Source organism: Methylobacterium sp. 1973 (assembly GCF_040545035.1).
GTDB classification, from domain to species: Bacteria; Pseudomonadota; Alphaproteobacteria; order Rhizobiales; family Beijerinckiaceae; genus Methylobacterium; species Methylobacterium fujisawaense.
In genome coordinates this window covers 48,674-71,193 of the sequence record NZ_JBEPLA010000020.1, presented here as the reverse complement: position 1 = coordinate 71,193, position 22,520 = coordinate 48,674, and the positions used below count along the sequence as shown (strand labels likewise).

Genomic DNA, 22,520 nt, shown 5'->3' with positions numbered 1-22,520 from the left:
GATCTGCTCTTCGCTGAACCGGCTCTTCTTCATCGTCCGTCTCCTGATCGACGGACTCTAGCTTCAGAATGAGGGCAGACCAGGGGGCAAGGTCAAGATCGCCGGGGCGTTGAACGGCCGCTCGGTCTTCCTGCATGGTTCCCGACGTCGTTCCGGCCAGCTTGAAGAGTGCCAGCACCGAGTCAGGGGCGTGGCTCGACGGGCGCCTTCGGCTTGTTTGCTCTGCTGCACTTTGCGTGAAACGCGCGATCGGCAAGGACCCGATCTTCGTCGCCTCGACCTTGCTCGTGAACGGCCGGTCACCAAGGCGGGTAAACTCGAACTCTCCGTATCGGTCCGCCAGCAGATCGCGCCAGACCTTGAACCTGTTCGCAGGCGGCAGCGTAGCTGTAGAATGAAGAAGATGCATCGACAGGTCTTGTGCTCACCGCCCGCTGAGGCATGTGCCATCACCGACGTTGAATGGTCGTCGTCACCTGGACACAACACCTCAGCTGATATCTATGACGATCGTATACAATCTTCAGAAATGGTGTCCATAGCGCCGCCATTCTGTGAACGGGAAGTCGCACCCAGCTGCGTCCGCGTATGGGAATTTATCTCGGCCGGTTGAGTGACCGGGTTGGGTCGCTACCGGAACGGCGGTAGGGAGTGGTCTGGAGACGGTCTGCTTCTACCGCAGATTGGGCCAATGTGCTGGTTCGGAGTCGGGAGCCGATCGACGACTTGCTCCGCCCGGGCGATAGAAGGCGCAGGGATTCTCCGAAGATGGTCCGGTCTGTGCTTGCCCCGGCTGGCCACCCGATCGTGCCGGTCCCTGTCGTCGCTGGGCGCGCGGACGGACGATGGGTTTGCCCCGATGGAAGGGCGGCGCCCCTTTTTTCCACCCCGGTTCCCCCATGCCCGAATGCCTCGTCTTCCGCGTGCCCGCGCAGCATCCCGCCGACGTCTCCGAGGTGATGGGCCTCGTCGCTTCCGGGGCGGTGGACGTGACCGAGATCGTCGCGATCTTCGGCAAGACCGAGGGCAACGGCTGCGTGAATGACTTCACCCGACAGCTTGCGGTGATGGCCCTGGAGACGGCGCTCGCCACCGCCCTCGGCTGCACGGCGGCGGAGGTCGGAGCGCGGATCGCCCTCGTCATGTCCGGCGGCACCGAAGGCGGGCTGTCGCCGCACTTCCTCGTCCTCGCCCGGCGTGAAGGCCCCGCGGTGCCGGAGGGCAAGGCGCTCGCCATCGGCACGGCCTTCACGCAGGAGTTCCGGGCAGAGGCGATCGGCCGGATGGCGCAGGTCGAGGCGACTGCGGCGGCGGTCGGCCGGGCCATGGCAGAGGCGGGGCTCACCGATCCCGCCGACGTGCATTTCGTGCAGGTGAAGTGCCCGCTCCTGACGAGCGCTCGGATCGCCGAGGCGGCCGCCCGGGGCCACGGCGTTGTCACACACGACACCTACGCCTCGATGGGCTTATCCCGCGGCGCCTCGGCGCTCGGCATCGCCCTCGCCCTCGGTGAGGTCGACCGCGAACATCTCACGGATTCCGCCATCGGCACCCGACGCGATCTTTTCTCCGGCCGCGCCAGCTGCTCGGCGGGGATCGAGCTGATGCGCAACGAGATCATCGTGCTCGGCAACTCCCAGGGCTGGACCGGCCCGCTCGCCATCGCCCACCGGGTCATGGACGACGGCATCGACCTGCCCGCGATTCGGGGGGTGCTCACAGACCTCGGCTTCCTGGAAGCGGGGCAGTTGCCGCCTCATGAGTCGGAGCGCGTGATCGCCCTGCTCGCCAAGGCCGAGCCCTCCCATGACGGCCTGATCCGGGGACGGCGCCACATCATGAACGACGACAGCGATATCAACGCCACCCGGCACGCCCGCGCCTTGGTCGGCGGCGTGGCCGCCGCGTCGATCGGCCGGACGGACCTGTTCGTCTCCGGCGGCGCTGAGCATCAGGGGCCGGATGGCGGCGGGCCGGTAGCGGTCATCGCCCGCGTGAGGGACTGAAGCCGTGCGCGGGGCCGCAGAAGTGCGTCCGCTCTGCCGAGGGCCGTTCGCCAAAGCAAGCTGGTAGCCCTCGGCCAGCTCCCGCGGCGCCAACGCGCCTCCGAGTGCCTTCGATCGGTGGACGGCAGTCCTTCGGCTTCAGGGCAAGGACGCATCGAAAGCTGACGTTGATGGGCGATGTTGCCGTCCCGAAAACATTGAGAATCGGAAGGCAACACATTCACTCAATCCAACTGTGACGATGCCGTGAGACGCGCAATGACTGGATCGGCGATCAGCCGGGAGGGTGCCCGGGAAGACGGCAAACCCTGTGCCGGATTGCAGCTTCGACTTAGCGCTAACGCTGCAATCCATCGAAGCTGGCAACCAGCGCGTCGATGAAGACTCGCACCTTGGCCGACAAGCTGCGGTGGCTCGGGTAGATCGCGTGAATCACGGTCTCGATGCCCTCGGCGGTGGGCCATAGCCGAACCAGCCGGCCGTCCGCGACGTACGGCCTCGCAAGGAAATCGGGCAGGTACGCGATGCCGGCGCCGCCCAGTACCACTGGCAGCAGAGCCGCGGAGTCGGAGATGGCAACGGCCGGCGACAGCTCGATGCGTCTGGCGTCGCCGGTCGCATTGTCCTTGTAGGCCATGGCCCGGTCTCCGTATCCGATCAGCGTGTGGTCGGTGAGGTCCGCGGCGTGAGCGGGCGTCCCGCGCGCCGCGAGGTAGCCGGGGCTGGCGCAGAGCCATGCCTCCGAGACCAGCAGCCGGCGGGCGATCAGGTCGCTGTCTACGAGCGGTCCCACCCGGATCAGCAGGTCGGCCGTCTCGGCCGGCATGTCGACGAAGCGGTTCTCGACCGCCAGCATCACGCGGACCTGGGGATAGGCGGCCATGAACCCCGGCAGCATGGGAGCGACCAGTGCGGTCGCGACCGTGAAAGGCAGGCTGACCCGCAGCGTACCGGCCGGAACGCCACCCAGCCCTTCGAGTGCCGTGCCTGCCTCGTCCACGTCGGCCAGGATGCGGAGCGCGTGCGGCCGAAACAGCGTGCCGGCGTCGGTCAGCCGCAAATGCCGCGTCGAGCGGTCCATCAGCACCACGCCGAGATCGCGCTCCAGCCGTGCGAGCGCGCGGCTGACCCCCGACTTCGGCAGGCCGAGCGCGCGCGCCGCGGCCGACACGCTCATCAGGTCGGTGATGCGCACGAACGCGCGCAGGTCGGAGAGCTGCATTGTCGTTCCACCTTTTGCAACACCCTGTCCCATCTCGCCCAGCTAATCGCAGGAGAGCGCAACGCCTATTCACCTGATCGGCGAGCGGATGGAGGAATGAGTGGTGGATGGCGCGCAGACCCAGCACTTGGTGGTCGTGGCAGGAGCCACCGGCGATCTCGGCACCCGGATCGTCAAGGCACTGACGGCCAAGGGTAGGCCGGTACGGGCGCTGGTGCGCCGGCCGGCCGATGAGCTGGCCCGCGGCAACGTCGAGCAAGTCTCCGTGGATTTCGGAAACGGTGTTGCGCTGACTCACGCCGTCTCCGGCGCCGCGTGCGTCGTGTCTGCGCTGAACGGTACCGCGCCGGTGATCCTCGACACGCAAGGGCAACTGCTCGACGCGGCGGTGGCAGCCGGCGTGCCGCGCTTCATCCCGTCCGACTTCTGCCTGGACTATCTGACAACCCGGCCGGGCGACAATCGCAACATGGACCTGCGACGCCAATTCGCGGCCCGCCTCGATGCGGCACGGATCCGTGCGACCTCGATACTCAACGGGCCGTTCGCCGACCTCCTTGAGGGTCAGGCTCCTATCGTGCTGCACCGCTTTCGCCGCGTCCTCTTCTGGGGCGATGCCGACCAGGTGTTCGACTTCACCGCCAAGGACGACGTCGCCGCCTACACCGCGGACGCGGCGCTCGACCCTGCCGCGCCCCGCCATCTGCGCATCTCGGGCGATCAGATCAGCCCGCGCGGGCTGGCCGAGCTGCTGACCAGCCTGGAAGGCCGGCGCTGGCGGCTGCTGCGCGCCGGCGGCATCGGTCGCCTGAGCGCGATCATAGCCGTCGCGCGCGCGCTGACCCCGGAGACCGACGCGCCGTTCCCGGCGTGGCAGGGGATGCAATACCTGCGCGACATGTCGACCGGACGCGGCAAGCTGCACGGCTTCGACAACGCCCGCTACGGCAAGACCGATTGGACCAGCGCCGCAGCCGTCCTCGCCCCCACGATCCGCTGAGCATCGACCCGCCAAGGGAAAGCCATGCCATGACCGACGCTATCACTCCCTTCCCGATCCGGGTCGCCGACGCCGACCTGACCGACCTGTCCGACCGCCTCGCCCGCACCCGCTGGCCCGATGCCGGCACCGTCACCGACGGGAGCCAAGGTCCGACCGTGCACGCCATCCGCCGTCTGGTCGGCCGCTGGCACGATGGCTACGATTGGCGGGTGGCAGAAGCCCTCATCAACGGCTGGGGCAGCAGCCGCACCGTTATCGACGGCCTCGGCATCCACTTCCTGCATGTCCGCTCGCCCGAGCCCGATGCCCAACCGCTCTTGCTGGCGCATGGCTGGCCAGGCTCGATCCTGGAGTTCCGCGACGTGATCGGGCCGCTGACCGACCCTGCGGCGCATGGCGGAAATCCGCGGTGTGCGTTCCACCTCGTGATCCCGTCGATGCCGGGGTTCGGATTCTCCGACAAGCCGACCGGGCCAGGTTGGAACGTCGGCCGCGTCGCTGGCGCCTATGTCGAGCTGATGCAGAGGCTGGGCTATGGCGACCGGTGGTTCGCCCAGGGCGGCGATTGGGGTGCGGCCGTGGTGACGGTGCTGGCGCACATGCGCGCGCCCGGCCTCACCGGCATCCACCTGAATATGGTCATGTTCCAGCCGACCGAGGACGAGATCGCGGACGCGACGCCGGAGGAGCAGGCGATGCTGTCCGGCATGGCGCGATACGACCGGGTGCAGTCGGGTTACATGAAGCTGCAGAACACGCGTCCGCAGTCGGTCGGATTTGCGCTGGCGGACTCGCCGGTGGGGCTGGCGGCCTGGATCTACGCGCTGTTTCAGGACGTGACCGACAGCGGCGGCGAGCCCGAGCGCGTGATCCCGCTGGACCACATGCTCGACGACATCATGCTCTACTGGCTGCCGAACGCCGGAGCCAGCTCGGCGCGGTTCTATTGGGACAACGCGCAAGGCCAAGCGGGTATGCCGAGCGAACCCATGCCGCTGCCAGCCGGCGTCAGTGTGTTCCCCGGTGAGGTGATGCGGCTGTCACGGCGCTGGGCGGAAAAGCGTTTCGTGGACCTGCGTCATTACAACCGGCCCCCAAGGGGCGGACATTTCGCGGCGATGGAGAACCCTTCGGCCTTGGTCGCAGATGTGCGCGCGACGTTCGCGAAGGTCGGATAGTTCCAGGTGGCTCGGCCTCCACGCGAGGTCATCATCGTGGTCCAGTGCACGTCCGCATCCCCGTCTGATGCGTCCGATCTCTGTCCGCTTCGAACTTGCGTCGCCCAGCACCGAGAAGGACCGCTTTCGGGACGTAGCAACGGCTGTCGGGACGGTCGATATGGGTCGTTTGGAGACGGTCCGTTTTGGACGAAAATGTAGGAAGTAGATGCCCCACGGCATCCAATCGACCGCGATCGGTGTTGGTGAGGTCGGCAGCAGCCTTTCTCAGAAGCGCAGCTGCATCCGAGCAGTCCCCGCATGCGAGAGGAAGTGGTCTCCGACTTGACCTTGATACTCGCCGGTCACCTCGATGCCGCCACCGAGGCTGACCTGAAAACCCAGCCCCACTTCGCCGAGGCGATCGGGGATCGATGATTCTGTAGCGAACAGGCCCAGCGCGCCGGTCCCGTTAAAGCTCGCCTTACCGGTGAAATGGTCGTCCGACAGGAGTGTCACGCCAAGGGTGCCGTAGGGGCGGACCCAGCGCCCCCCGTCGAGGTCGATCCGGCCGCCGATCTCCATCATCGGGCTGAATGCCACCAGCGTCTTGGCCACCGGCCGCATGTCGAGGTTGAAGCCCGGCGCCCCGGTCTCGGAATAGGCGGGGCTGTAGCTGTAGAGCAGGTCCAGATCCGCGTAGGGCTTGAGATACCAGTCGCCGAACAAGACTTGGTAGCTCGCCCGCAGCCGACCGCCCGCGGTGAGGATCCCGGACTTGCTGCGCGCCGTGGCGGTAGCGCCACCAAAATCGATCAGGCGTTTGTTGTCGGCCCAGGAATAACCAAGATTGGCCGAAGCCGCGAGCAGCCAGGGGCCAATCTGGTGCTTGAGCGCCGCAGAGACATCGGCGGCATCGCTCGTCGTCCCGGTGATCCGGTCGGGGTCGCTCTGGATCGCCCGTGTGTAGGCGCCCGTGAGGCCGAAGAACCAGTCCGGGGCGAACTCGGTCTGAAGTCCGCTTTGGTAGCTGAGGGCGGTCTGACGGTAGCCAACGTCGTCCGCGGTGGCGGATTGGGTCGTGTGAGCGCTGGTGATGCGCCCCCAGACGCATTCACCCTCACGCAGGAGCGTACCGGTTCCCGTGAACGCCGGGCAACTCATGGCGCGCTGGAGACCCTTGCGGGTATCGAGCGTCCGGTCGGTCAGGTTGTCCTGGTTGGATTCTGGCTTCAACTCGTCCAGGGCGGCGGCATAGGCCTTCGAGCTGTCGACGGAGAGGAAGCGTCCGTAGAGCGTGCCCAGCTTCGTCGTGTTTCCATCCCAGGCATCCTGCAGGCCTTGCGCCACGCTGCGCTGGTCCTCGGTCAGGGTCACGCCGACCGGCGCCGTGAAATGAGCCTGCGGCACCAGCGCGATGCTGTTCCCCGTCGAGACGATCGTCCAGGAGATTGGGATGGCCCCCGAGTTGATGCTGCTTCCGGTGGCGCTGGCGCCGACGTTCTCCACTTGGCCGGCCCTGAGGAAAGTGTAGCGGCCGGGCGAGAGACCATCGATCACGTGCGGCTCGACCACGCCCCTCAGGGAGGCAGTGCCGGTGACGGTCAGAAGATCGTTCCGCAAGGCGGGATCTGTCGCCAGCGGTGCGATATCGACCAACAGGCGCCCGGACTCGGTCTGCTCGAAATTGCCGGTTATCGTCGCCCGGGCGACTTTGCCGACCCCGCCGATGTCGAGGATGGCGCCGTTGCGCAGGCGGCCGCCATCTCCCAGGGCGATGACACCGTCAAGACCGGTGCGCAGGATCGCCGAAGCTGCGCCGTCGAATCCGTTGTCGAACAGGACGCGACCCGTCTGCCCTCCGCCTGTGAGGTCGACATCGCCGATCAGCGTACCGCGATTGGTGATCGTGCCGGTGGTGAACGCGCCGACGATCGCCCGGCCCGAGGCGGCGCTGACCACGGCGCCCTCCTCGATGGCGATCCTATTGTCGTGCCCACCCTCGACGCGCATCGCCGCGCCCGCGCCGCTGCCGCCAGTGACGAGGCCGCTGACCCGGATGACGATCTTGCCGCTGCGGCTCGGATCGGGCTCGAGGCTACCATCGGTCCGCTGGACGCCGGATTGTGCCAGGATCGCGTGGGCGTCCAGGCCGGACGCGATGATCGACCCGGCCGACTCGATGGAGATATCGCCGCCGCTCCCGGTTACGGCGCGGCTTCGCACGGGCTGCATCGCCGTCTCGCCGGACAGGCCGACGAGGAGCCCGCCACCTCCGCCGAGGCTCTGAGCGACGATGCCGTGGGATTGCGTGCCCGCGGTGCGGATGACGGAGCCCTGCTCCAGGCTGACCCTGATCGCACCGCCGGAGCCGCTACTGCCGTCCGCCAGTCCGTAGGGGATCGCGTAGCCCATGGCCTGATGGGCGCCGCCGTAGCCGCCGCCACCGCCGATCGACTGCAAGAGCAGGGCCGGTGCCGCGTCGCCGGTGGTCAGGATCTGCGCGCTCGCCCCCATCCTGACCTGGATCGAACCGCCATCGCCAGCGGCACCGCCCGTGCCGCCCAGCCCGAACGTATATTTATGGCCGCCCGGTCCCGCCGCCACGGAGGCGAGCCCGCCGCCGCCGCCGATGCTCTGGGCCAGGATGCCGACCGCGCCGAAGCCGCTCGTGGCGACCGTGCCGTCCTGAACGATCCGCACGGTGCCGCCATTGCCCGCCATGGCTCCGGAGCCGCCGAGCGTCAGGCTGCCGGACTTGGCCGAGACGGAGGCAGGATCCTCCGGCGGTGCGATCTGTACGATGTCGAGCGCTGCGAGCAGCGCATCCGTCAGCGCCTTGGCATCGCTCTTCGTGTCATCCTTGGCGCCACTCTTGGCGTCGCTCCCGGAGCCGTCCTTGGTCGTGCCATCGTCAGCCGCGTCGTCGCCAGCCGGTGCGGCGAAGCTGCCGCCGCCGCCGCCGATGCTCTGAGCGACAACGGCATGCGCCTCGATCCCGGCCGTCGCGACGGTGCCGCGGTTTTCGATCGTGACGTCGCCGCCATGCGCGCCGACACCGCCGCGGCCGCCGACGTTCAGATTGAGTGTCAAACCCTTGTTGACTTGGCTGTCGACGCTGGCGCCGACACCGGTCCCGCCGCCGCCGCCGATGCTCTGCGCGTAGAGGCCGTAGGCTGCATTGCCCTCTGTAGCGACCGTACCGAGGTTGAGGATCCCGACGGGACCGCCAGTATTGCCCGTGCCGCCCGAGCCGCCGACGGTCGCCGCGATGTTGGTCGCATTGGTGGCCTGTGCGAACGAAACGCCGCCCTGGCCGCCGCCGCCGCCGATGCTCTGCGCCATGATCCCGTGAGCGGAGGCTCCAAGGGTCGTGATCGTCCCCTCGTTCTTGACGTTGACCTCGCCACCGGAGCCTCCGCTTGCCCCGTCGCCGCCGAGAGCCAAAGTTGCCGAGATATTGGGCAGCTTGGTCCCGGTCTTCTTCTGTGTGTCCAGGTAGTTTGAGATGCCGGTCGAGTAGGATTTCAGCGACTTGCCGAAATCCGATTTCTTCAGCTTGTCAGCGAGCCCCTTGTAGGTGTCGCTGGCCTTGATGTCCTTGAGGAATTGTTCAAGCGATTTCTTGTCGTCCTTGTTATTTTTGTCGGCGGCCCACTTCTGATACGCTTCGACGCCGATCGCCTGCTTGATCTGCTGCCAGATCTCCCCGACGGCGTCAGGCGCGACATCCGTTCCGGCCGCGAGGCTGCCCCCCGTACCGCCGCCGCCGCCGATGCTCTGGGCAAGGATCCCGTGTGCGCCGTCACCCGAGGTCGCGACCGTGCCGGTCGCGGCGTTGACGACAGCCACTGGGCCGCCCGTGCTACCGGTCCCGCCGGATCCGCCAAGCTGTCGGGTGATTTTGAACGTACCCGTGGCGGCACCCGACACCTCGCCGCCGTTGCCGCCGCCGCCGCCGATGCTCTGGGCCTGGATGCCGGTCGCGTTCGAACCGCCGGTCAAGACCGTGCCTTCGTTCGTGACCTGGACGGTACCGCCGCGGTTGCCGACGCCGCCTGAGCCGCCAACGGTATCGCTCACCGACAGGGTGTCGGCGATCGGGAGCTTGCCGAGAACTTCGTTGAGGGTCTTGTCGAAGGAGACTCCGGACGTCGCGACTGCCGAGGCCGGCCCGGCATTACCACCGCCGCCGCCGACGCTCAGCGCGAGGACGCCGATCGCGGCGTCGCCTCCGGTCATGACGCGACCCGTCTGAGTGACGGTCACGTCGCCGCCGGTACCACCGCCTCCACCCTCCCCACCGCTCCGATCGCGGTTCTTCCCGCCGATGCCCCGGGTGATGGCGATGTTCTGGCGCAGGCTCAAGGTGTTGCTCGTCGCGGTCGCGCCACCGCCGGTTCCGCCGCCGCCACCGATGCTCAGGGCCTCGATGCCGGACGCGCCGTCGCCGGAGGTCCGCACGGTCCCGCGATTGGTGATGGTAGCGCTGCCGCCGTTGCCGCCGCCGCCGCCCGTGCCGCCGAGGATCGTGGTGGCAGCCACAGCCATCTGCTGCGGCGGTGCGACGGCCAGCGCGTAGGCCGTCGCGTTGCCGCCGATTCCGCCGCCGCCGCCAACGCTGAGGGCGAGGAGGCCGGTCGCCCCATCGCCGTAAGTGGTAACGAGGCCGGTGTTGGCGACACGCGCTGCGCCGCCCGCGCCACCATCCCCTCCCGAACCGCCGATCGCGGTGGAGAACGCGAAGCTCGGCAGCGCCTTGCCGGTCGGGGTCACGAGGGGTGCCGTGATCGCTTGCGCGTTGGCCAGGCCGCCCACGCCGCCGCCGCCGCCGATGCTGAGCGCCGCGAGGCCGTCCGCGCCGAGGCCGACGGTCGTGACCGTGCTGCCGCTCTCGATGACGGCGGAGCCGCCCTGTCCGCCTCGGCCTCCGCTCCCGCCGATCGCCCACGACGCCGAAAGCCCTACACCCACCGCCTTGGTCCTGGCCTCGCCGCCGGCACCGCCGCCGCCGCCGATGCTCTGAACCAGCACGGCCGTCGCGCCGTCACCGCCGGTCTCGACCGTACCGCCGACGCCCGTGAAGCGGGCGAGGCCGCCATCGCCGCCGCCGCCGCCGCTGCCGCCCAGGCCGACAGAGAAGAAGGCATTCGCCGTGAACGCGTCGCCGCCGATGCCGCCGCTGCCGCCGATGCTCTGGACGAGGGCGCCGTATGCAGCGTCACCCGCGGTCACGATCCTGCCGCCGGCATCGACGATCTCGGCGGTGGCGCCTCTCCCCCCGGTGCCGCCGGTACCGCCGGTGGAGAACCACAGCGTCCTGCCCCCGGCACCGCCGCCATTTGCCTCGGACCTCACGGCCAGGGGCGAGAGGGGCAGGGCCGTGTCGGCGCTGCCGCCACCGATGCTCTGCGCGACCAGACCGATCGCCCCGGTACCGCCGGTCGTCACGGTGCCGCTGTTGGTCAATGTCACCGATCCGCCCGTGGCGGCATCCCCACCCTTGCCGCCGCCGAAGATGCCGTCGCCGCCCCTGCCGCCGGGGCCGCCGACCGACTGCGCAACGATGCCCAGGGCATAATCGCCCTGCGTGACCACGGTGCCGCGCTGGATCACCGTGACGGTGCCGCCGTCGCCGCCTCGGGCTCCATCCCGTCCACCTGCATCGCCCTGGCTTCCGCCTCGACCGCCGATGCTCTGGACGAGGGCGCCGAAGGCATAGTCGCCAGCCGTCCTGATCGTGCCGGCCATGTCGAGGCGCGCAGGGCCACCGATGCCGCCCTGCGTCACCTCGGGTTTGCTGTAGGCGGTTCCTGTTCCGCGGTTGCCGCCCGCGCCGCCGATGGACTCGACGATCGCCGCAGTAGCACCGGCACCGTCGGTGCTCACCTGCCCGGACGGCGTCACGACGAGCGAGGCCGACCCGCCGGTCCCGCCCTTCCGGAACGCAGTCTGGTCGGCGGCAACCCCGCCTGAGCCGGCATTTCCCCCGGTGGCGCTCACTCGCACGCCAAGGAAGGCTTGCCCCACGGTCGAGACCATGGACGAAACGGTGAGCGCAACTGGGCCGGCATCTCCGCCGCCGCCGAAGTTCGTGAGGGCGAATCCGCCATCCCCGCCCCGGGAAAAAACGAGGAACCGGGGAATGGGCTTGAACTCCGGCCGAGCGCCGCTGCTGACTTGGTCGCCCAGTCCGGCGACGTCCTCCAACAACGTTACCGAGACGGCACCGCCGGCGCCTCCGTTGGCGCCGAAAACCGAACCGAGGCCAAAATCGTCGCCTCGTCCACCGCGTCCGCCCTTCGAGCCAATTTGGAGCGTCACGGCGGGATCAAGCCCGGCGGCTGCGGTATCGACATCGATCAAGGTCAGATCGCCGCCAGCCTGGCCGGGCGTGGCAGAAGTGTTCCGGCCAATGATGACGACTTTGCCATCCCGGCCATCTGCGCCGATGACCACTTGGGGTTGGGATTGCTCGGCGGCGTGCGCAGAGAAGCTGACGATCAATGCCAGGGTGGCGGTGGCCGTAACCAGAAATCGTTCGCGGCTACGGACCGTCCCGTGGCAAATCACAACAGATGGCTGACCTGACAGAGACGGCATCGAGAAAAGGCTCTTTGCTCGCACGGATCCGCACATCTGCGCAGCCCTCAGCGAGAGGGTTGGGGTCATCGGTGCACGGATTGCCCGTCATCGAGGCCGCCCAATTCGACGAATGTTTTCCTCAAAGATGGTTAACAAAATCTTTACGACAGACCCATTCCCGTAAGCCTGGCAGAACATCTTCAGGGCGGCCATCGATTAAAGGCTGTACAATTCGACATCGACGCAATGATGGAGAACAATTCCGAATATCAATTGCTGACCGGGCAGGGACAAGGCGCGGTCTGACATCAACGGGGAGGCTGGGTCGATAGTGGCCATTTGCTACCGCGTTGAGCTTCATCTCATACGCGCGCGTTATTCGAACGGTTGGCTGGGATCGCGATCGGAACTGGATTCTCCATCCGGAAGCGGACCTTCCGCATGCGACCCAACCCGGGCACTTGGACCGTCGTTTGCGGTTCTCCAAAGCGGCCGCTGGTCACTCAGGAAATCAGCCGATCAGCCAAGGCTGCAGCTTCGACTGCGTCGATCCATGCACTCTTGCATGCGCCATACGCGTGAGAGTTTTCGGGGTGAAGCGCTCGGCACCTGACTTTCTCATGCGCATAGGATGCGACGAGGTCTGGTCTCTTCCGAAGGTAGTCGCGAAAGACGAGGTGGCGCTCGATATCGGGAGATCCCTTGGCGAAGCAGTGCAGTTGTACGAGCCGCCGCCCAGAATGGCACTCGTCCTTCGTCGCGTAGCGCCGCCCCGGCAGTCCGAACTCGCCCCACCATGCGAAGCCGACTGCTTCGAGGTCATTTCTGCGCCGATCCAGGTCATGGAGGTCGCCGACGACCGGCATGAGATCCAAAATGGGCTTTGCTGCCAGACCTGGGATAGCGGTCGATCCGATATGGTGGACGGCAAGTAAGATTGGATTGAGCGCGATGCGCAGGATCGCGGCCTGCGCCTCAGCCGCTTCTGACCAGCAGGGGTTGTGTTCGGCCAACTCGACCTTGAATGGGGGCGGCATCAGATGTTCAACAACGTGCGCCCGCGCGCGGCGTCGATGACCACATGTGCGGGAACGTTGATCCATGCGTCACCGCTTAGGTCGGCCCCTGCTTCCAGCCAATCGCCCACGATATGGTAGCCCAGGGTGTAGCCGAGCCAGCGCGGATACCGTCCCCCGAGGCCGAAGAACCACGCACGGTGGTCGTGCCCGTTGCCGACGAGCGTCGCGTTGTCCGGCAAGTTGGCCGCGAGCACCTCGTTGGTGACGGCACATTCCCACGGCTCGGGCTGCGAGGTGAACAGGCGGCTCACGAACTGCCCCGCCAAGCCCTCGCTCACCAGGGCCTCACCCAGCGTCCAGCCGTAGCCGGGTCCAGCCATGCGCAAGCAGTGGTGGGCCTCGTGCGCCACAGTCCGGCGCAGGTCCCCATTACGCAGCGCGCGTGAGAAGTTGGGGTTGTCGGGGTCGATAGTCAGGGAGAACAGGCCAGGTCGCATCGCCAGTCCCGTCGTGCCAGTCTCCGGGATCACCGCGCCGGGCAGGCGTTGCACGAGAATGTCGAGCGGCGACACCGGCAAGACGCCCGCTATAGCCTTTCGAGCGATCTCGACCTCTTCGGCGATGGTGCTACGCCAGGGATCCAGATCGCCGGACGCCTCAAGCCAATGTAGCCGCCACGTCATCCTGAACCTCGTCGGGCCCCTTAGCCTCATCCTGCCGTTGGTGGCAGGACGGGACAACCCGCCTACGTCTTGGAGATGGGCGCGGCGGCGACGTCCGCTTCACGCCATTGTCGCCCGACAGCGGACCGGCAGAAATCCACCCAAAGCACTCGGCCGCGTGCTCAAGGAGCGGTTCAGACGTAGGCGACCGGCAACTCGCCGACCTGCGTCGTGTAGCGCGGCGTGCGCATCTCGAACTTCGTGTTCCAGTCGCGCCGGCTCACCAGCCCCGCGCGCGCCGGCACCACGGCGCCGCGGCCCCAGCGCGCGTTGCACGCGTCCATCGCCGCCATGAGCGGGCCCGACCGCTCCCGGTCCAGCCCGCCGATCAGCGCCCGCGGGCTGTGGGACAGCGGCACGAGGTCGTTCGTCACGAGCCCGGCCTTGCTGTACCGCCACGGCCGTTCGCCCGGCTCGCGCCAGGTCTTCGCCACCCCGTGCCGCGCGGCCTTGATCAGCGCCAGCGTGTCCGAGCTGTGCTCCGGCAAGCGCATTGTGGTCGAGATCGAGCGCATCGGCTCGTCGCGGTCGTGCTCGCTCGTGTGGTAGAAGATCGTCACATGGTTGGTGCCGAGACCCTCGCGCCGCAGCTTCTCGCCGAGCCGCGTCGCGTGCGCCGCCACCGCCTCCTCCAGCACCGCCCGCTCGGTGATTCGGCTGGAGAACGAGCGCGTCACCGCGCAGCCCTTCCGCCGCGCCGGCACCATCTCCAGTGGCAGGCAGGCCGCACCACGCAATTCGTAGATGATCCGCTCGCCCACCACGGTCAGGCCCTTGCGCACCGGCCGCGGGTCGAGGTCGCGCAGGTCCGCGACGCTCTCGACGCCCATCGCCTGGAGCTTGGCGAGCGAGGCCCGGCCGATGCCCCAGACCTCGCCGACGTCGATCCGGCACAGCCAATGCGCGTAGGCCGTCGGGTCGGTCAGGTCGCAGACGCCGCCGAGATCCGGCACGGTCTTGGCGATGTGGTTGGCGAGCTTGGCCAGCGTCTTGGTCGGGCCGATGCCGACGCAGGTCGGGATCCCGGTCCAGGCCCGCACCGTGGTGCGCAGGTCCCGCGCCAGCTCGACCCGCAGGCCCGGCGCCACGTCGGTGAGGTTCAGGAAGCTCTCGTCGATGGAGTAGATCTCCACCTGCGGGCTGAACTGCCGGTAGACCGCGTTGGTCCGGCCCGACATGTCGCCGTAGAGCGTGTAGTTCGACGAGAACACCCGTACGCCCTGGGCGCGGCACAGGTCGCGGATCTTGAAGAACGGATCGCCCATCTTGATGCCGAGCGCCTTGGCCTCGCTGGTCCGGGCGATGGCGCAGCCGTCGTTGTTCGAGAGCACGATCACCGGCACGGCGGCGAGCTTCGGGTCGAACACCCGCTCGCACGAGCAGTAGAAGCTGTTGCCGTCGATCAGCGCCACGGCGCGGCCGCCGCCGATCCGGTCGCGCCGGCGCGCCTCCGGCGTGCTCACGAGACCTGCCCGCGGGCGACGTGCCAGCGGATCGAGAAGCGCACCACGCCCCAGATCACGCCCTCGCCGAGTTCCTCGACCGCGAAGGCCGGCAGGTCCGGGTTGCAGAAGGCGAGCCGGGCGGTGTTGCCGTCGATCACGAGGCGCTTGCAGCTCATCTGGCCGTCGACCGCCGCCACGACGATGCTGCCATGGCCGGCCGTGAGGCTGCGGTCGACGCAGGCGAGGTCGCGGTCATAGATGCCGGCGCCCTCCATGGACGAGCCACTGATCCGCCACAGGAAGGTGGCGGGCGGGTTCGGCACGAGCCAGCGCGGCAGCTCCAGCGCGCCCTCCAGGAAATCGTCGGCCGGCGACGGGAAGCCGGCGCACAGCGCCTGCCCGATCAGGGGCACGCGGACGGCGTCGGGACTCCCGAGCAGCAACGCGTCGATCGGGTGGATCGGCACGGGGCTCAGGCCGTCCCGGCGTGGCATCGTGCGTATCCGCGGGAGATCAGCCGGCCCTGGGCGAGCACGCGCGCTTCGGCGTCTCGCAGGTCGGTGAGCGCATCCTCCACCGCCCGAACGAGGGCGGCCCAGGCATCGCCGGAGGCGGCCCGGTGATAGGCCAGGGCGATCACCTCGGCCTCGGACAGACGGATCTCCACAGGCGGTTCGTGCCGTTGGGCATGCATCCGGATCACAACCTCGACTAGAACATATCGGGAACAAAGCCCGATGGTGGGGCGTGGTTCAATGGCCGTGTCGGATCCCGCGGAGATCGCAGTGGGCACGTGTGGAGAGGTCGGGAAAACGCCAATGCCGCGGAGGCTTTATCGCTTCCACTGCCTGGGAGGCGGTGATGTCGTGTTCGACCTGCAGGGGCGGTGGCTGTCGAGCATCCGCGAGATCCGGCAGCACGCGGACCGGGTGGCGCTGGGCCTGATGGACGGGGTCGGCTGCGAGGACTGGACCGTGTGGTCGGTGGACGTGCGCGATGCCGCAGGCCGGCCCGTGCTGTTCCGCGCGTTCACTGCGGTACGGGTCGGCGGCAAGTCGGCGTAAGGACGGGAGCCGCACCATGGCGATGACGACCAGCTTCGTGGTGCAGCCGTTCGAGATCCACCGCAAGCGCCTGCGCCCGGCCCGCCAGGAGCCGGCGCAGACGGAGAGCGGCGCGCTGAAGAAGGCCGAGACCCTGGCTAGGCGGATGCCGGGTGCGGCGGCGCTGAAGGTGGTGGCCGACGACGAGACCGGCGAGCTGGAGGGCGTCACGATCCTCGGCCAGTGGGGCGAGGTGCCGGACGACTTCGCCGAGAGCCTGCAGGGCTGAGCGTCAGCCGCGCCGCTTGGCGGCGAACTCCCGGACCGGCGGGCCCCAGGTCTGACCCGGCTTGGTCCGGCAGCCGGAGAACCGGTCGAACACGATCCGGTTGGGCTCGACGCCGACGGTCCGGCTAGCGTTGACCATCAGGGCGCCGGCCTACGTCACGCGCAGGACGCCGTGCTCCGGATGGACGCCGAAGAGCTGCGGCGCGGCCCAGCCGAGCCGATACGCAACGCGGCTCGTGATGCTGGATGCCCGGCGGCGGTTACCGAGCCGTTCGGTGTCGGCCGGAGGATGGTCCCGCGCAGGGATTCCGAGCACGAAAGAGCCCGCGCCGGCGAACCCGGCGGGCAGATGTCCGAAGGGACAGGGCGACACCCTATTGCGGGCGGAACAGGTCCGGGTGATCCTGCCTTTGCCAGTCGACGCACGATCGACGGCACGGGAGGTAAGCATGACGATCTTCCAGGTGAGGCAGAACAGCACGCGCGCGGTCCTCTGGACGGGACAGGCCGACACAGCGGATCGGGCATTGGAAGTCGCCGCCCAGGCCGCCGGTTATCACGGCTTCGAGGAGCTGCCCGAGACGGCGCGCGCCGATATGACGGCTGAGGCCGTGATCGTCTGAGCACGAGAAAAAGCCCCGTGCGGCGGGCCGGCGGGGTCGGCGCATTCGAGGGATATGGCCGGCTGGCAGACGCCGGACACGAAAAAACCGCCGCGGCCGGAGCCGGGCGGTTCGAGAGAGTCTACGCTTGGGGATTGGTCTACGCGCACGCGGCGGCACGGTTCCCGCGCCTAAATCGGCGAGCGGCGCCCCGGCCGAAACCAGGGTGCCCGGGGCAACGTGAACGTCTGCGTTTGCGGGTGCGAGACCCGCTCGGCCCCGCCCCGATCTGCTCACGGGGCGGGGGAGCGTCCGATCTCACCAGCGTGTGAGCCGAGCCGATACGCAACGCGGCTCGGCGGTAAGATGGCGAGTACCGGTTACCGAGCCGTGCTCGTGCCGGCTGCCGGCCAATCCCGCGCCGGGATTCCGCGCACGAAAAAGCCCGCGCCGGCGCGCCGGGCGGGCTTCTCAGGTCGGGCACCGAAAGGGGGGAAGTTCAGCCAAACCTCGGACCGAGGCCAGGCCGGACGCAGGGAAAGGAAAGCCCCGCTGACGGCAGTGAGTCGGAGAGCGAGGGAGCGGCATCCGCTCAGGCAAATCGAACCACCCACCGTTGAAAGCGTTCACGCCCCGCAACAACGGAGAGCACGACATGAAGGCGATCTCAGCGACCGTCCTTGGCCTGGCGCTACTCAGCGGAGCCGCTCCGGCCCTCGCGCAGCCATACGGCGGACGCGATTACGGCTACGATCGCGGCGACTACGGGCCCCGTGACCGAGGCTACGGAGATCGCGGCTACGGAGATCGCGGCTACGGCGACCGTGACCGCCGCGATTACGATCGGGATTACGACCGAGGCTCCCGGGGCGGGCGTGGCGACTACGCGTTCAACGAGGAAGAGTATCTGCGCTGCAATCCGGACGTGCGCCGAGCGGTCATTGGCCGAGCGATCAAGTCGGGTCTGGAACACTACCGCAAGGTCGGGATGGCCGAGGGCCGGAAGTTGACCTGCAATTAGGGCGCATTCGAAGAGCAGAGCAGACTGTGAGAACGCCCCGCGCGGCAATGCCGGCGGGGCTGAAGAAAACGCACGCAGATGATGGCGATGAGCGGCTACCTGCTGCTGCCGCCACCGCCGCCGCCCTGAGGAACGGCGCGCTCTGGCTGATTGGCATTCCCGGCGGAGGACGAGCTGTTCGACATCGTGTCGGCCGGCTGCCCGGTCGGCGAAGTCGTCACGGCGCCCGTGCTACCGGTCGTGCTGTTCTGCGGCGCAACCACGCCCGAAGTGCCAGGAGCGGAGGGCGCCACGGGAGTCGCCGCGGGAGCCTGCGCAGAGGCCCCGCCTGCGAGGAGGCTGAAAGCAGCGGCGGCTGCGAGAACGCGATGGCGCATGAGAACCTTCCTTTGCACTGAAGGCTGAGAAACGCGCTCGCTCGAGAGATAGTTCGATACTGACGAAGCCAGGGGGGCTCGAAAAAGCCCCGCGCGGCGGTGCCGGCGGGGCTGAGTGGATCCTGGGAGGAAGCTGAGCTCAGGCAAGCGGCGGGCCACCAGTACGAGAAAACCGCCGCGATCGGAGCCGAGCGGTTTGAGAGGGTCTACGCTTGGCGAATGTGGAGGCCGGCTCGACGCGGTGATGGCGGCGCGGTTCCGGTCACCGATCCGGCTCACCGCCCCGCCAGCCCGATCTTCGCCAGCACGATCCCCCCGAAGGCCAGCAGCGCCGCCGAGGCCAGCCCCCAGCCGATCTTGCGCAGATCCCGCACTTGCCCGGCGACCTCGGCCAGCCCCTTGGCGGCCTCCGCCTTTGCGCCGTCCACCGCCTTGTCGATCCGCCGCTCGATCTCGTCGCGCGCCACGAAGTGCTCGATGTCGCGCCGGTAGGCCACGCCCTCCAGCTTCTCGTCCATCCGGTCGAGCTTGCCCCCGAGCGCATCCATCTGCCGGCCGGTGGCCTCGACGCGCTCGATCAGGCGCCCGATCCATTCGGGCAGATGGTCGGCCATGGGTCCGGTCCTTCGCTCGCCGCGGCCCGGTCGCGCCGTCCGGGCCCGGGGCGGGGTCTCGTCCGTCATCGGGGTGCGCCCGCGGCCGCGAGGCTCAGCCCTTCGGCCCGAGCACCTGCGGCACGATCTTGTCCACCAAGCGGGCCAGCATGTAGGCGCCGATCCCGACGGTGAGCAGAGACCACAGCTCCGCCGGCACGCCCTTGAGCGCCGCCACAACCTCGACCTGCAGGCCGAGCATCGGCGCCACCACGCCCACCCAGGTGATCATCGCCAGCGCCCACAGCACGGTGATCGGCCGGGCGTTGCGGGCGAGCGGGCTCTCGGATCCCGCATCGGCCTTCATCACCTCGGCCATGGCCCGGCCGAGATCGTCCTGCTGCTCGATCAGGGCCTTCTGCAACTCCAGCTGGACCTGGAGCCGCTGGCCTTCGTCGGGCAGCACCTTCTGGAGGATCGGACCGAGCGCGCCGAGCAGCGCCGGCAGGAGGGCGAGGAACCCCATGGTCAGGCCCCCTTCTGCATGTTGCGGCGGACGGCTTCGCGCAGGCGCGGCCACCAAGCGGTCGATGGCGGCGGCGGGGCGGCCGGCGGCGGCGCGGCGGCGCACGCCGCCCGGAGGCAGGCGAGGAAGACGGCGTGATGGCCCGCGATCCGCGCGCCGTTCCGCGCGCCGTCGCCGTTGACGATGGCCCGCGCACCCTCCGGATCGTCGGTGCCGCCGTCGAAGTAGCGCGCGAGGGCATGGCCGGGGCGGAACAGGCCGTCGCGCGCGCCGACGATCAGGATCGCCGCGCTCGTCTCCGGCACGAGCGCCAGGTCCGGATCGCCGATGAGATCGAGGCCGAGCCGCCGGCCGAACCGCCGGTAATTGTCGAGCCAAGTGAGCTGGCTGGCGCCGCGGCCGTAATAGACCCGGCCGTCCACCGGCACGCCGTAGGGATGCCCGCGCCCGAGACCGGCCTCGCGGATCGACAGGTTCAGCCGGCATTCGTGCCAGGCGGTGGCCAGGGTGTAGGCGACGTGGCGGAGATCGGCGGGCCAGCCCAGGCGCTCCCAGGCGTCGAGGAGGCCGGTCAGCCCGTCGACCTCGGTCCGCGCGAGGGTGGCGCCGAGCAACCCCGTCGCGCGCAGCCGCGCGAAGAAGGTCGCCCGCACGAGGGGAGCGGTCATGTCGGCCTCACAAGGGTCCGGGTGGAGGGGAAGCGGCTACGTTAGGGCGAGGCTGACGCCCGCCTTGTTCGCGGCCTTGAGGGCGGTGGCGTCGGTGCGGCCCTGCGCCCCGGAGAAGCCGACCGCGATGCCGGCGCCGAAGGACAGGCCGAGACCCTTGAGGATCTGCTGGTAGGCCTCGGGCCAGACAATCTCGCCGCCCTGCACCCAGGGCATCGGCAGGCGGCCGTCCTCGCCGAGGATCGGCTTGATGGGGGCGCCGTCGATCGGCTTCAGGGCCAGGAGGTCGCCCGCGCGGGAGCGCTGCTTGAAGGTGGTCCAGGCGTCGAGGACGAGCACGTCCTCCAGGCCTATGCGCAGCCAGTCGGTCCAGGGGAGGACGCTGTCCGGTTTGGCGAAGAAGGCGGTGGTGGCCTACTTCATCCGCGCGGCTTGATCCTTCCGCGTCTCGATCATGAGCCGCAGCAGGTCGTCGCCGTCGGCGATCCGGCGTAGCTGGGCGAACGAGACCGGCTCTTAGAGCGCGGGACAAAACCGCAGCGAGCGGGTTTGGCGTGCATGGACGCTCTCGTAGCCGTAGCGCCCGTACCGGCGCGCCAGCTCCACGAGATCGGCGGTCAGCGCCGCCTCATCGTCTCTGCCCCGCGGCACCTTGCGCTGCGTCGAACGATGCTGACCGAGCGCACGGCACGCGCGGCGCTCGGAGACGTACAGGACGTCCATCACAAGCTCAATGCAGGCGCGTCGGCGCGCGGGGCTGGTCAGTTTCCCCGGACAGCCTCCTGCAGGATCAGCGTGTCGAGCCTGAGATCCGCGATCACTTTCCGGAGCCCCTGGTTCTCGGTCTCCAAGTCCTTCATGCGCCGGACCTGGTCGCTCTTCAGGCCGCCGTACTCCTTGCGCCAGCGATAGTACGTCACCTCCGTCACGCCGGTCGTGCGGATCGCGTCCCCGACGCTCTGGCCCTGCGAGACCAGCACATCCATCTGCCGCAGCTCGGCGACAACGTCCTCCGGCTTGTGCCGCTTCGTTCCCATCTGTCCGTCCTCGCACTGGCCCGAAAGCCATACCTCAGGGCGGACCACTTCATTGGGGGCGGATCATCCTCTGCAAGCTTCTCCAAAGTGGACCAGCCGCTTACGGCCAGACTACGCCACGCCGGATCGCCAGCGCGCACAGAACCGGACGTTCGGCTTGGCACCCAAACCGGTCATTCCCCGGCCATCGGACGTCGCTTGAAAGCGGAAGTCTCTCATGGCTTCCTGCTGCATCAAGCAGGTTTTGAAAGAGCGGCCGCCCCGTCAGGGTCGGCCGGCCCTTCTGTACCTTCCGTCATTCAGGCTGTCGCGGGCCCTTAGCAATCTCCGCTTCAGGCCTTGAGGAATTCCGTGACAGCCTCGGCGATGTCCTTGGCATGCGTCTCCAGGGCGAAATGCCCCGTATCGAGGAAGCGCACCTGCGCATCCGGTATGTCGCGTCGGAACGCCTCCGCACCGGCTGGCAGGAAGAACGGGTCGTTCCGCCCCCAGATCGCCAGAAGCCGCGGGCGGTGCGTGCGGAAATAGGCTTGGAAATCGGGGTAAAGCGCCACGTTGCTGGCATAGTTGCCGAACAGGTCGAGCTGAATCTCGTCGACCTCCGGCCGCTGGATGTACCACGCGTCGAGGGCGCTCCCGTCGGGCGAGACCAGCGAGGTGTCCGGAACGCCGTGCTCGTATTGCCAGCGGATCGAGGCCGGGGTCAGCAATTCGCGCAGCGCCTGCCGGTTGGCGTCGCTTTGATCCCGCCAGTAACGCTGAATCGGGTTCCAGCCCTCGCTCAGTCCTTCCTCATAGGCGTTGCCGTTCTGCGAGACGATGGCGGTCACTCGCTCGGGATGCGCCATTGCGACCCGGAAGCCGGTGGGCGCGCCGTAGTCGAAGACGTAGAGCGCGTAGGTCTTCAATCCGATGACCTCCGTGAAGCGGCCGATGACCTTCGCCAGCGCGTCGAAGGTGTAAATGAAGGCGGCGCGCGGCTTGATCTCGGACAGTCCGAAGCCCGGCAGGTCGGGGGCGACGAGGTGGAAGCGGTCCGCGAGCAGCGGGATCAGGTTGCGGAACATGTGGCCGGACGAGGGGAAGCCGTGCAGCAGCAGGAGCGTCGGCTTCGCAGAGTCGCCGGCCTCCCGGTAGAAGACCTTGAGGCCGTCGACGTCGACGGTGCGGTAGGTGGTCTGAGTCATCGTTCGCCCTCCGGTGCCG

Annotated in this window: 20 protein-coding genes and 2 pseudogenes; 7 read left to right on the top strand and 15 right to left on the bottom strand. The window is 68.5% G+C overall.

Annotated features, from left to right (window positions below; genetic code table 11):
- Positions 1-409 (bottom strand): annotated as a pseudogene (locus ABIC70_RS26340) (hypothetical protein); the annotation flags it as partial.
- Positions 410-899: 490 nt separating this feature from the next.
- Between ABIC70_RS26340 and atzD the strand changes: the two are divergent.
- Positions 900-2,006, top strand: coding sequence for a cyanuric acid amidohydrolase (gene atzD / locus ABIC70_RS26335; protein ID WP_354441965.1), 1,107 nt, complete (start codon positions 900-902; stop codon positions 2,004-2,006).
- Positions 2,007-2,343: 337 nt separating this feature from the next.
- Here the strand turns inward: atzD and ABIC70_RS26330 are convergent, their stop codons facing one another.
- Positions 2,344-3,228, bottom strand: a complete 885-nt coding sequence (locus ABIC70_RS26330; RefSeq protein WP_354441963.1) for a LysR family transcriptional regulator — start codon at positions 3,226-3,228, stop codon at positions 2,344-2,346.
- A gap of 103 nt (positions 3,229-3,331) precedes the next feature.
- On the opposite strand from ABIC70_RS26330, the gene ABIC70_RS26325 reads away from it, so the two are divergent.
- Together ABIC70_RS26325 and ABIC70_RS26320 are read left to right on the top strand one after the other, a co-directional pair.
- Positions 3,332-4,228: an NmrA family NAD(P)-binding protein gene (locus tag ABIC70_RS26325; protein WP_210274681.1), complete on the top strand. Its 897-nt coding sequence runs from the start codon at positions 3,332-3,334 to the stop codon at positions 4,226-4,228.
- Positions 4,229-4,257: 29 nt separating this feature from the next.
- Positions 4,258-5,409 (top strand): epoxide hydrolase family protein, encoded by a 1,152-nt coding sequence (locus tag ABIC70_RS26320; protein ID WP_274925860.1) that lies wholly within the window; start codon positions 4,258-4,260, stop codon positions 5,407-5,409.
- Between the two features lie 267 nt (positions 5,410-5,676).
- On the opposite strand, the gene ABIC70_RS26315 is transcribed toward ABIC70_RS26320, so the two are convergent.
- The 6 genes from ABIC70_RS26315 to ABIC70_RS26290 all read right to left on the bottom strand — a co-directional run bounded on the left by ABIC70_RS26315 (position 5,677) and on the right by ABIC70_RS26290 (position 15,826).
- Entirely contained in the window at positions 5,677-12,060 is a 6,384-nt protein-coding gene (locus ABIC70_RS26315; RefSeq protein ID WP_354441960.1) for an autotransporter outer membrane beta-barrel domain-containing protein, read from the bottom strand.
- Between the two features lie 416 nt (positions 12,061-12,476).
- Positions 12,477-13,010, bottom strand: coding sequence for a GrpB family protein (locus tag ABIC70_RS26310; protein WP_075381739.1), 534 nt, complete (start codon positions 13,008-13,010; stop codon positions 12,477-12,479).
- Complete coding sequence (locus ABIC70_RS26305) at positions 13,010-13,675, bottom strand: DUF2268 domain-containing putative Zn-dependent protease (protein WP_043384537.1); 666 nt, start codon at positions 13,673-13,675, stop codon at positions 13,010-13,012. The genes ABIC70_RS26310 and ABIC70_RS26305 overlap by 1 nt, the downstream gene beginning before the upstream one ends.
- 173 nt (positions 13,676-13,848) lie before the next feature.
- Positions 13,849-15,177 (bottom strand): Y-family DNA polymerase, encoded by a 1,329-nt coding sequence (locus tag ABIC70_RS26300; RefSeq protein ID WP_354441957.1) that lies wholly within the window; start codon positions 15,175-15,177, stop codon positions 13,849-13,851.
- Positions 15,174-15,653 carry a LexA family protein gene (locus tag ABIC70_RS26295; protein WP_246410953.1) on the bottom strand — a complete coding sequence of 160 codons (480 nt, stop codon included), beginning with the start codon at positions 15,651-15,653 and terminating at the stop codon, positions 15,174-15,176. The genes ABIC70_RS26300 and ABIC70_RS26295 overlap by 4 nt, the downstream gene beginning before the upstream one ends.
- Positions 15,632-15,826 (bottom strand): hypothetical protein, encoded by a 195-nt coding sequence (locus tag ABIC70_RS26290; protein ID WP_335645387.1) that lies wholly within the window; start codon positions 15,824-15,826, stop codon positions 15,632-15,634. Before ABIC70_RS26290 ends, ABIC70_RS26295 begins: the two co-directional genes overlap by 22 nt.
- 70 nt (positions 15,827-15,896) lie before the next feature.
- Here ABIC70_RS26290 and ABIC70_RS28415 point away from each other — a divergent pair, with 70 nt between their 5' ends.
- Positions 15,897-16,223 (top strand): DUF6894 family protein, encoded by a 327-nt coding sequence (locus ABIC70_RS28415; RefSeq protein WP_502916043.1) that lies wholly within the window; start codon positions 15,897-15,899, stop codon positions 16,221-16,223.
- Positions 16,224-16,239: 16 nt separating this feature from the next.
- A complete protein-coding gene (locus tag ABIC70_RS26280; protein WP_043755424.1) occupies positions 16,240-16,491 on the top strand; it encodes a hypothetical protein in 252 nt (83 codons plus the stop codon).
- A 3-nt stretch (positions 16,492-16,494) separates the two neighbouring features.
- Here the strand turns inward: ABIC70_RS26280 and ABIC70_RS26275 are convergent, their stop codons facing one another.
- Positions 16,495-16,629 (bottom strand): hypothetical protein, encoded by a 135-nt coding sequence (locus ABIC70_RS26275; RefSeq protein ID WP_281375187.1) that lies wholly within the window; start codon positions 16,627-16,629, stop codon positions 16,495-16,497.
- A gap of 310 nt (positions 16,630-16,939) precedes the next feature.
- On the opposite strand from ABIC70_RS26275, the gene ABIC70_RS26270 reads away from it, so the two are divergent.
- Both ABIC70_RS26270 and ABIC70_RS26265 read left to right on the top strand, forming a co-directional pair.
- A complete protein-coding gene (locus ABIC70_RS26270) occupies positions 16,940-17,113 on the top strand; it encodes a hypothetical protein (protein ID WP_164706411.1) in 174 nt (57 codons plus the stop codon).
- Between the two features lie 634 nt (positions 17,114-17,747).
- Entirely contained in the window at positions 17,748-18,113 is a 366-nt protein-coding gene (locus ABIC70_RS26265; protein WP_274925853.1) for a hypothetical protein, read from the top strand.
- A gap of 652 nt (positions 18,114-18,765) precedes the next feature.
- On the opposite strand, the gene ABIC70_RS26255 is transcribed toward ABIC70_RS26265, so the two are convergent.
- The 6 genes and pseudogenes from ABIC70_RS26255 to ABIC70_RS26230 form a co-directional block, all read right to left on the bottom strand.
- The gene (locus ABIC70_RS26255; RefSeq protein ID WP_043351545.1) at positions 18,766-19,104 is read right to left on the bottom strand and encodes a hypothetical protein; all 339 of its coding nucleotides are present in this window, start codon (positions 19,102-19,104) and stop codon (positions 18,766-18,768) included.
- Positions 19,105-19,198: 94 nt separating this feature from the next.
- Positions 19,199-19,609, bottom strand: coding sequence for a 3TM-type holin (locus tag ABIC70_RS26250; RefSeq protein ID WP_354441952.1), 411 nt, complete (start codon positions 19,607-19,609; stop codon positions 19,199-19,201).
- 2 nt (positions 19,610-19,611) lie between these two features.
- Positions 19,612-20,277 carry a glycoside hydrolase family 19 protein gene (locus ABIC70_RS26245; protein ID WP_354441950.1) on the bottom strand — a complete coding sequence of 222 codons (666 nt, stop codon included), beginning with the start codon at positions 20,275-20,277 and terminating at the stop codon, positions 19,612-19,614.
- A gap of 36 nt (positions 20,278-20,313) precedes the next feature.
- Entirely contained in the window at positions 20,314-20,616 is a 303-nt protein-coding gene (locus ABIC70_RS26240; RefSeq protein ID WP_354441948.1) for a hypothetical protein, read from the bottom strand.
- Positions 20,617-20,832: 216 nt separating this feature from the next.
- Positions 20,833-21,314, bottom strand: a pseudogene (locus ABIC70_RS26235) (transposase); the annotation flags it as partial.
- A gap of 332 nt (positions 21,315-21,646) precedes the next feature.
- Positions 21,647-22,501: an alpha/beta fold hydrolase gene (locus ABIC70_RS26230; RefSeq protein ID WP_354441946.1), complete on the bottom strand. Its 855-nt coding sequence runs from the start codon at positions 22,499-22,501 to the stop codon at positions 21,647-21,649.
- Positions 22,502-22,520 lie beyond the last annotated feature (19 nt).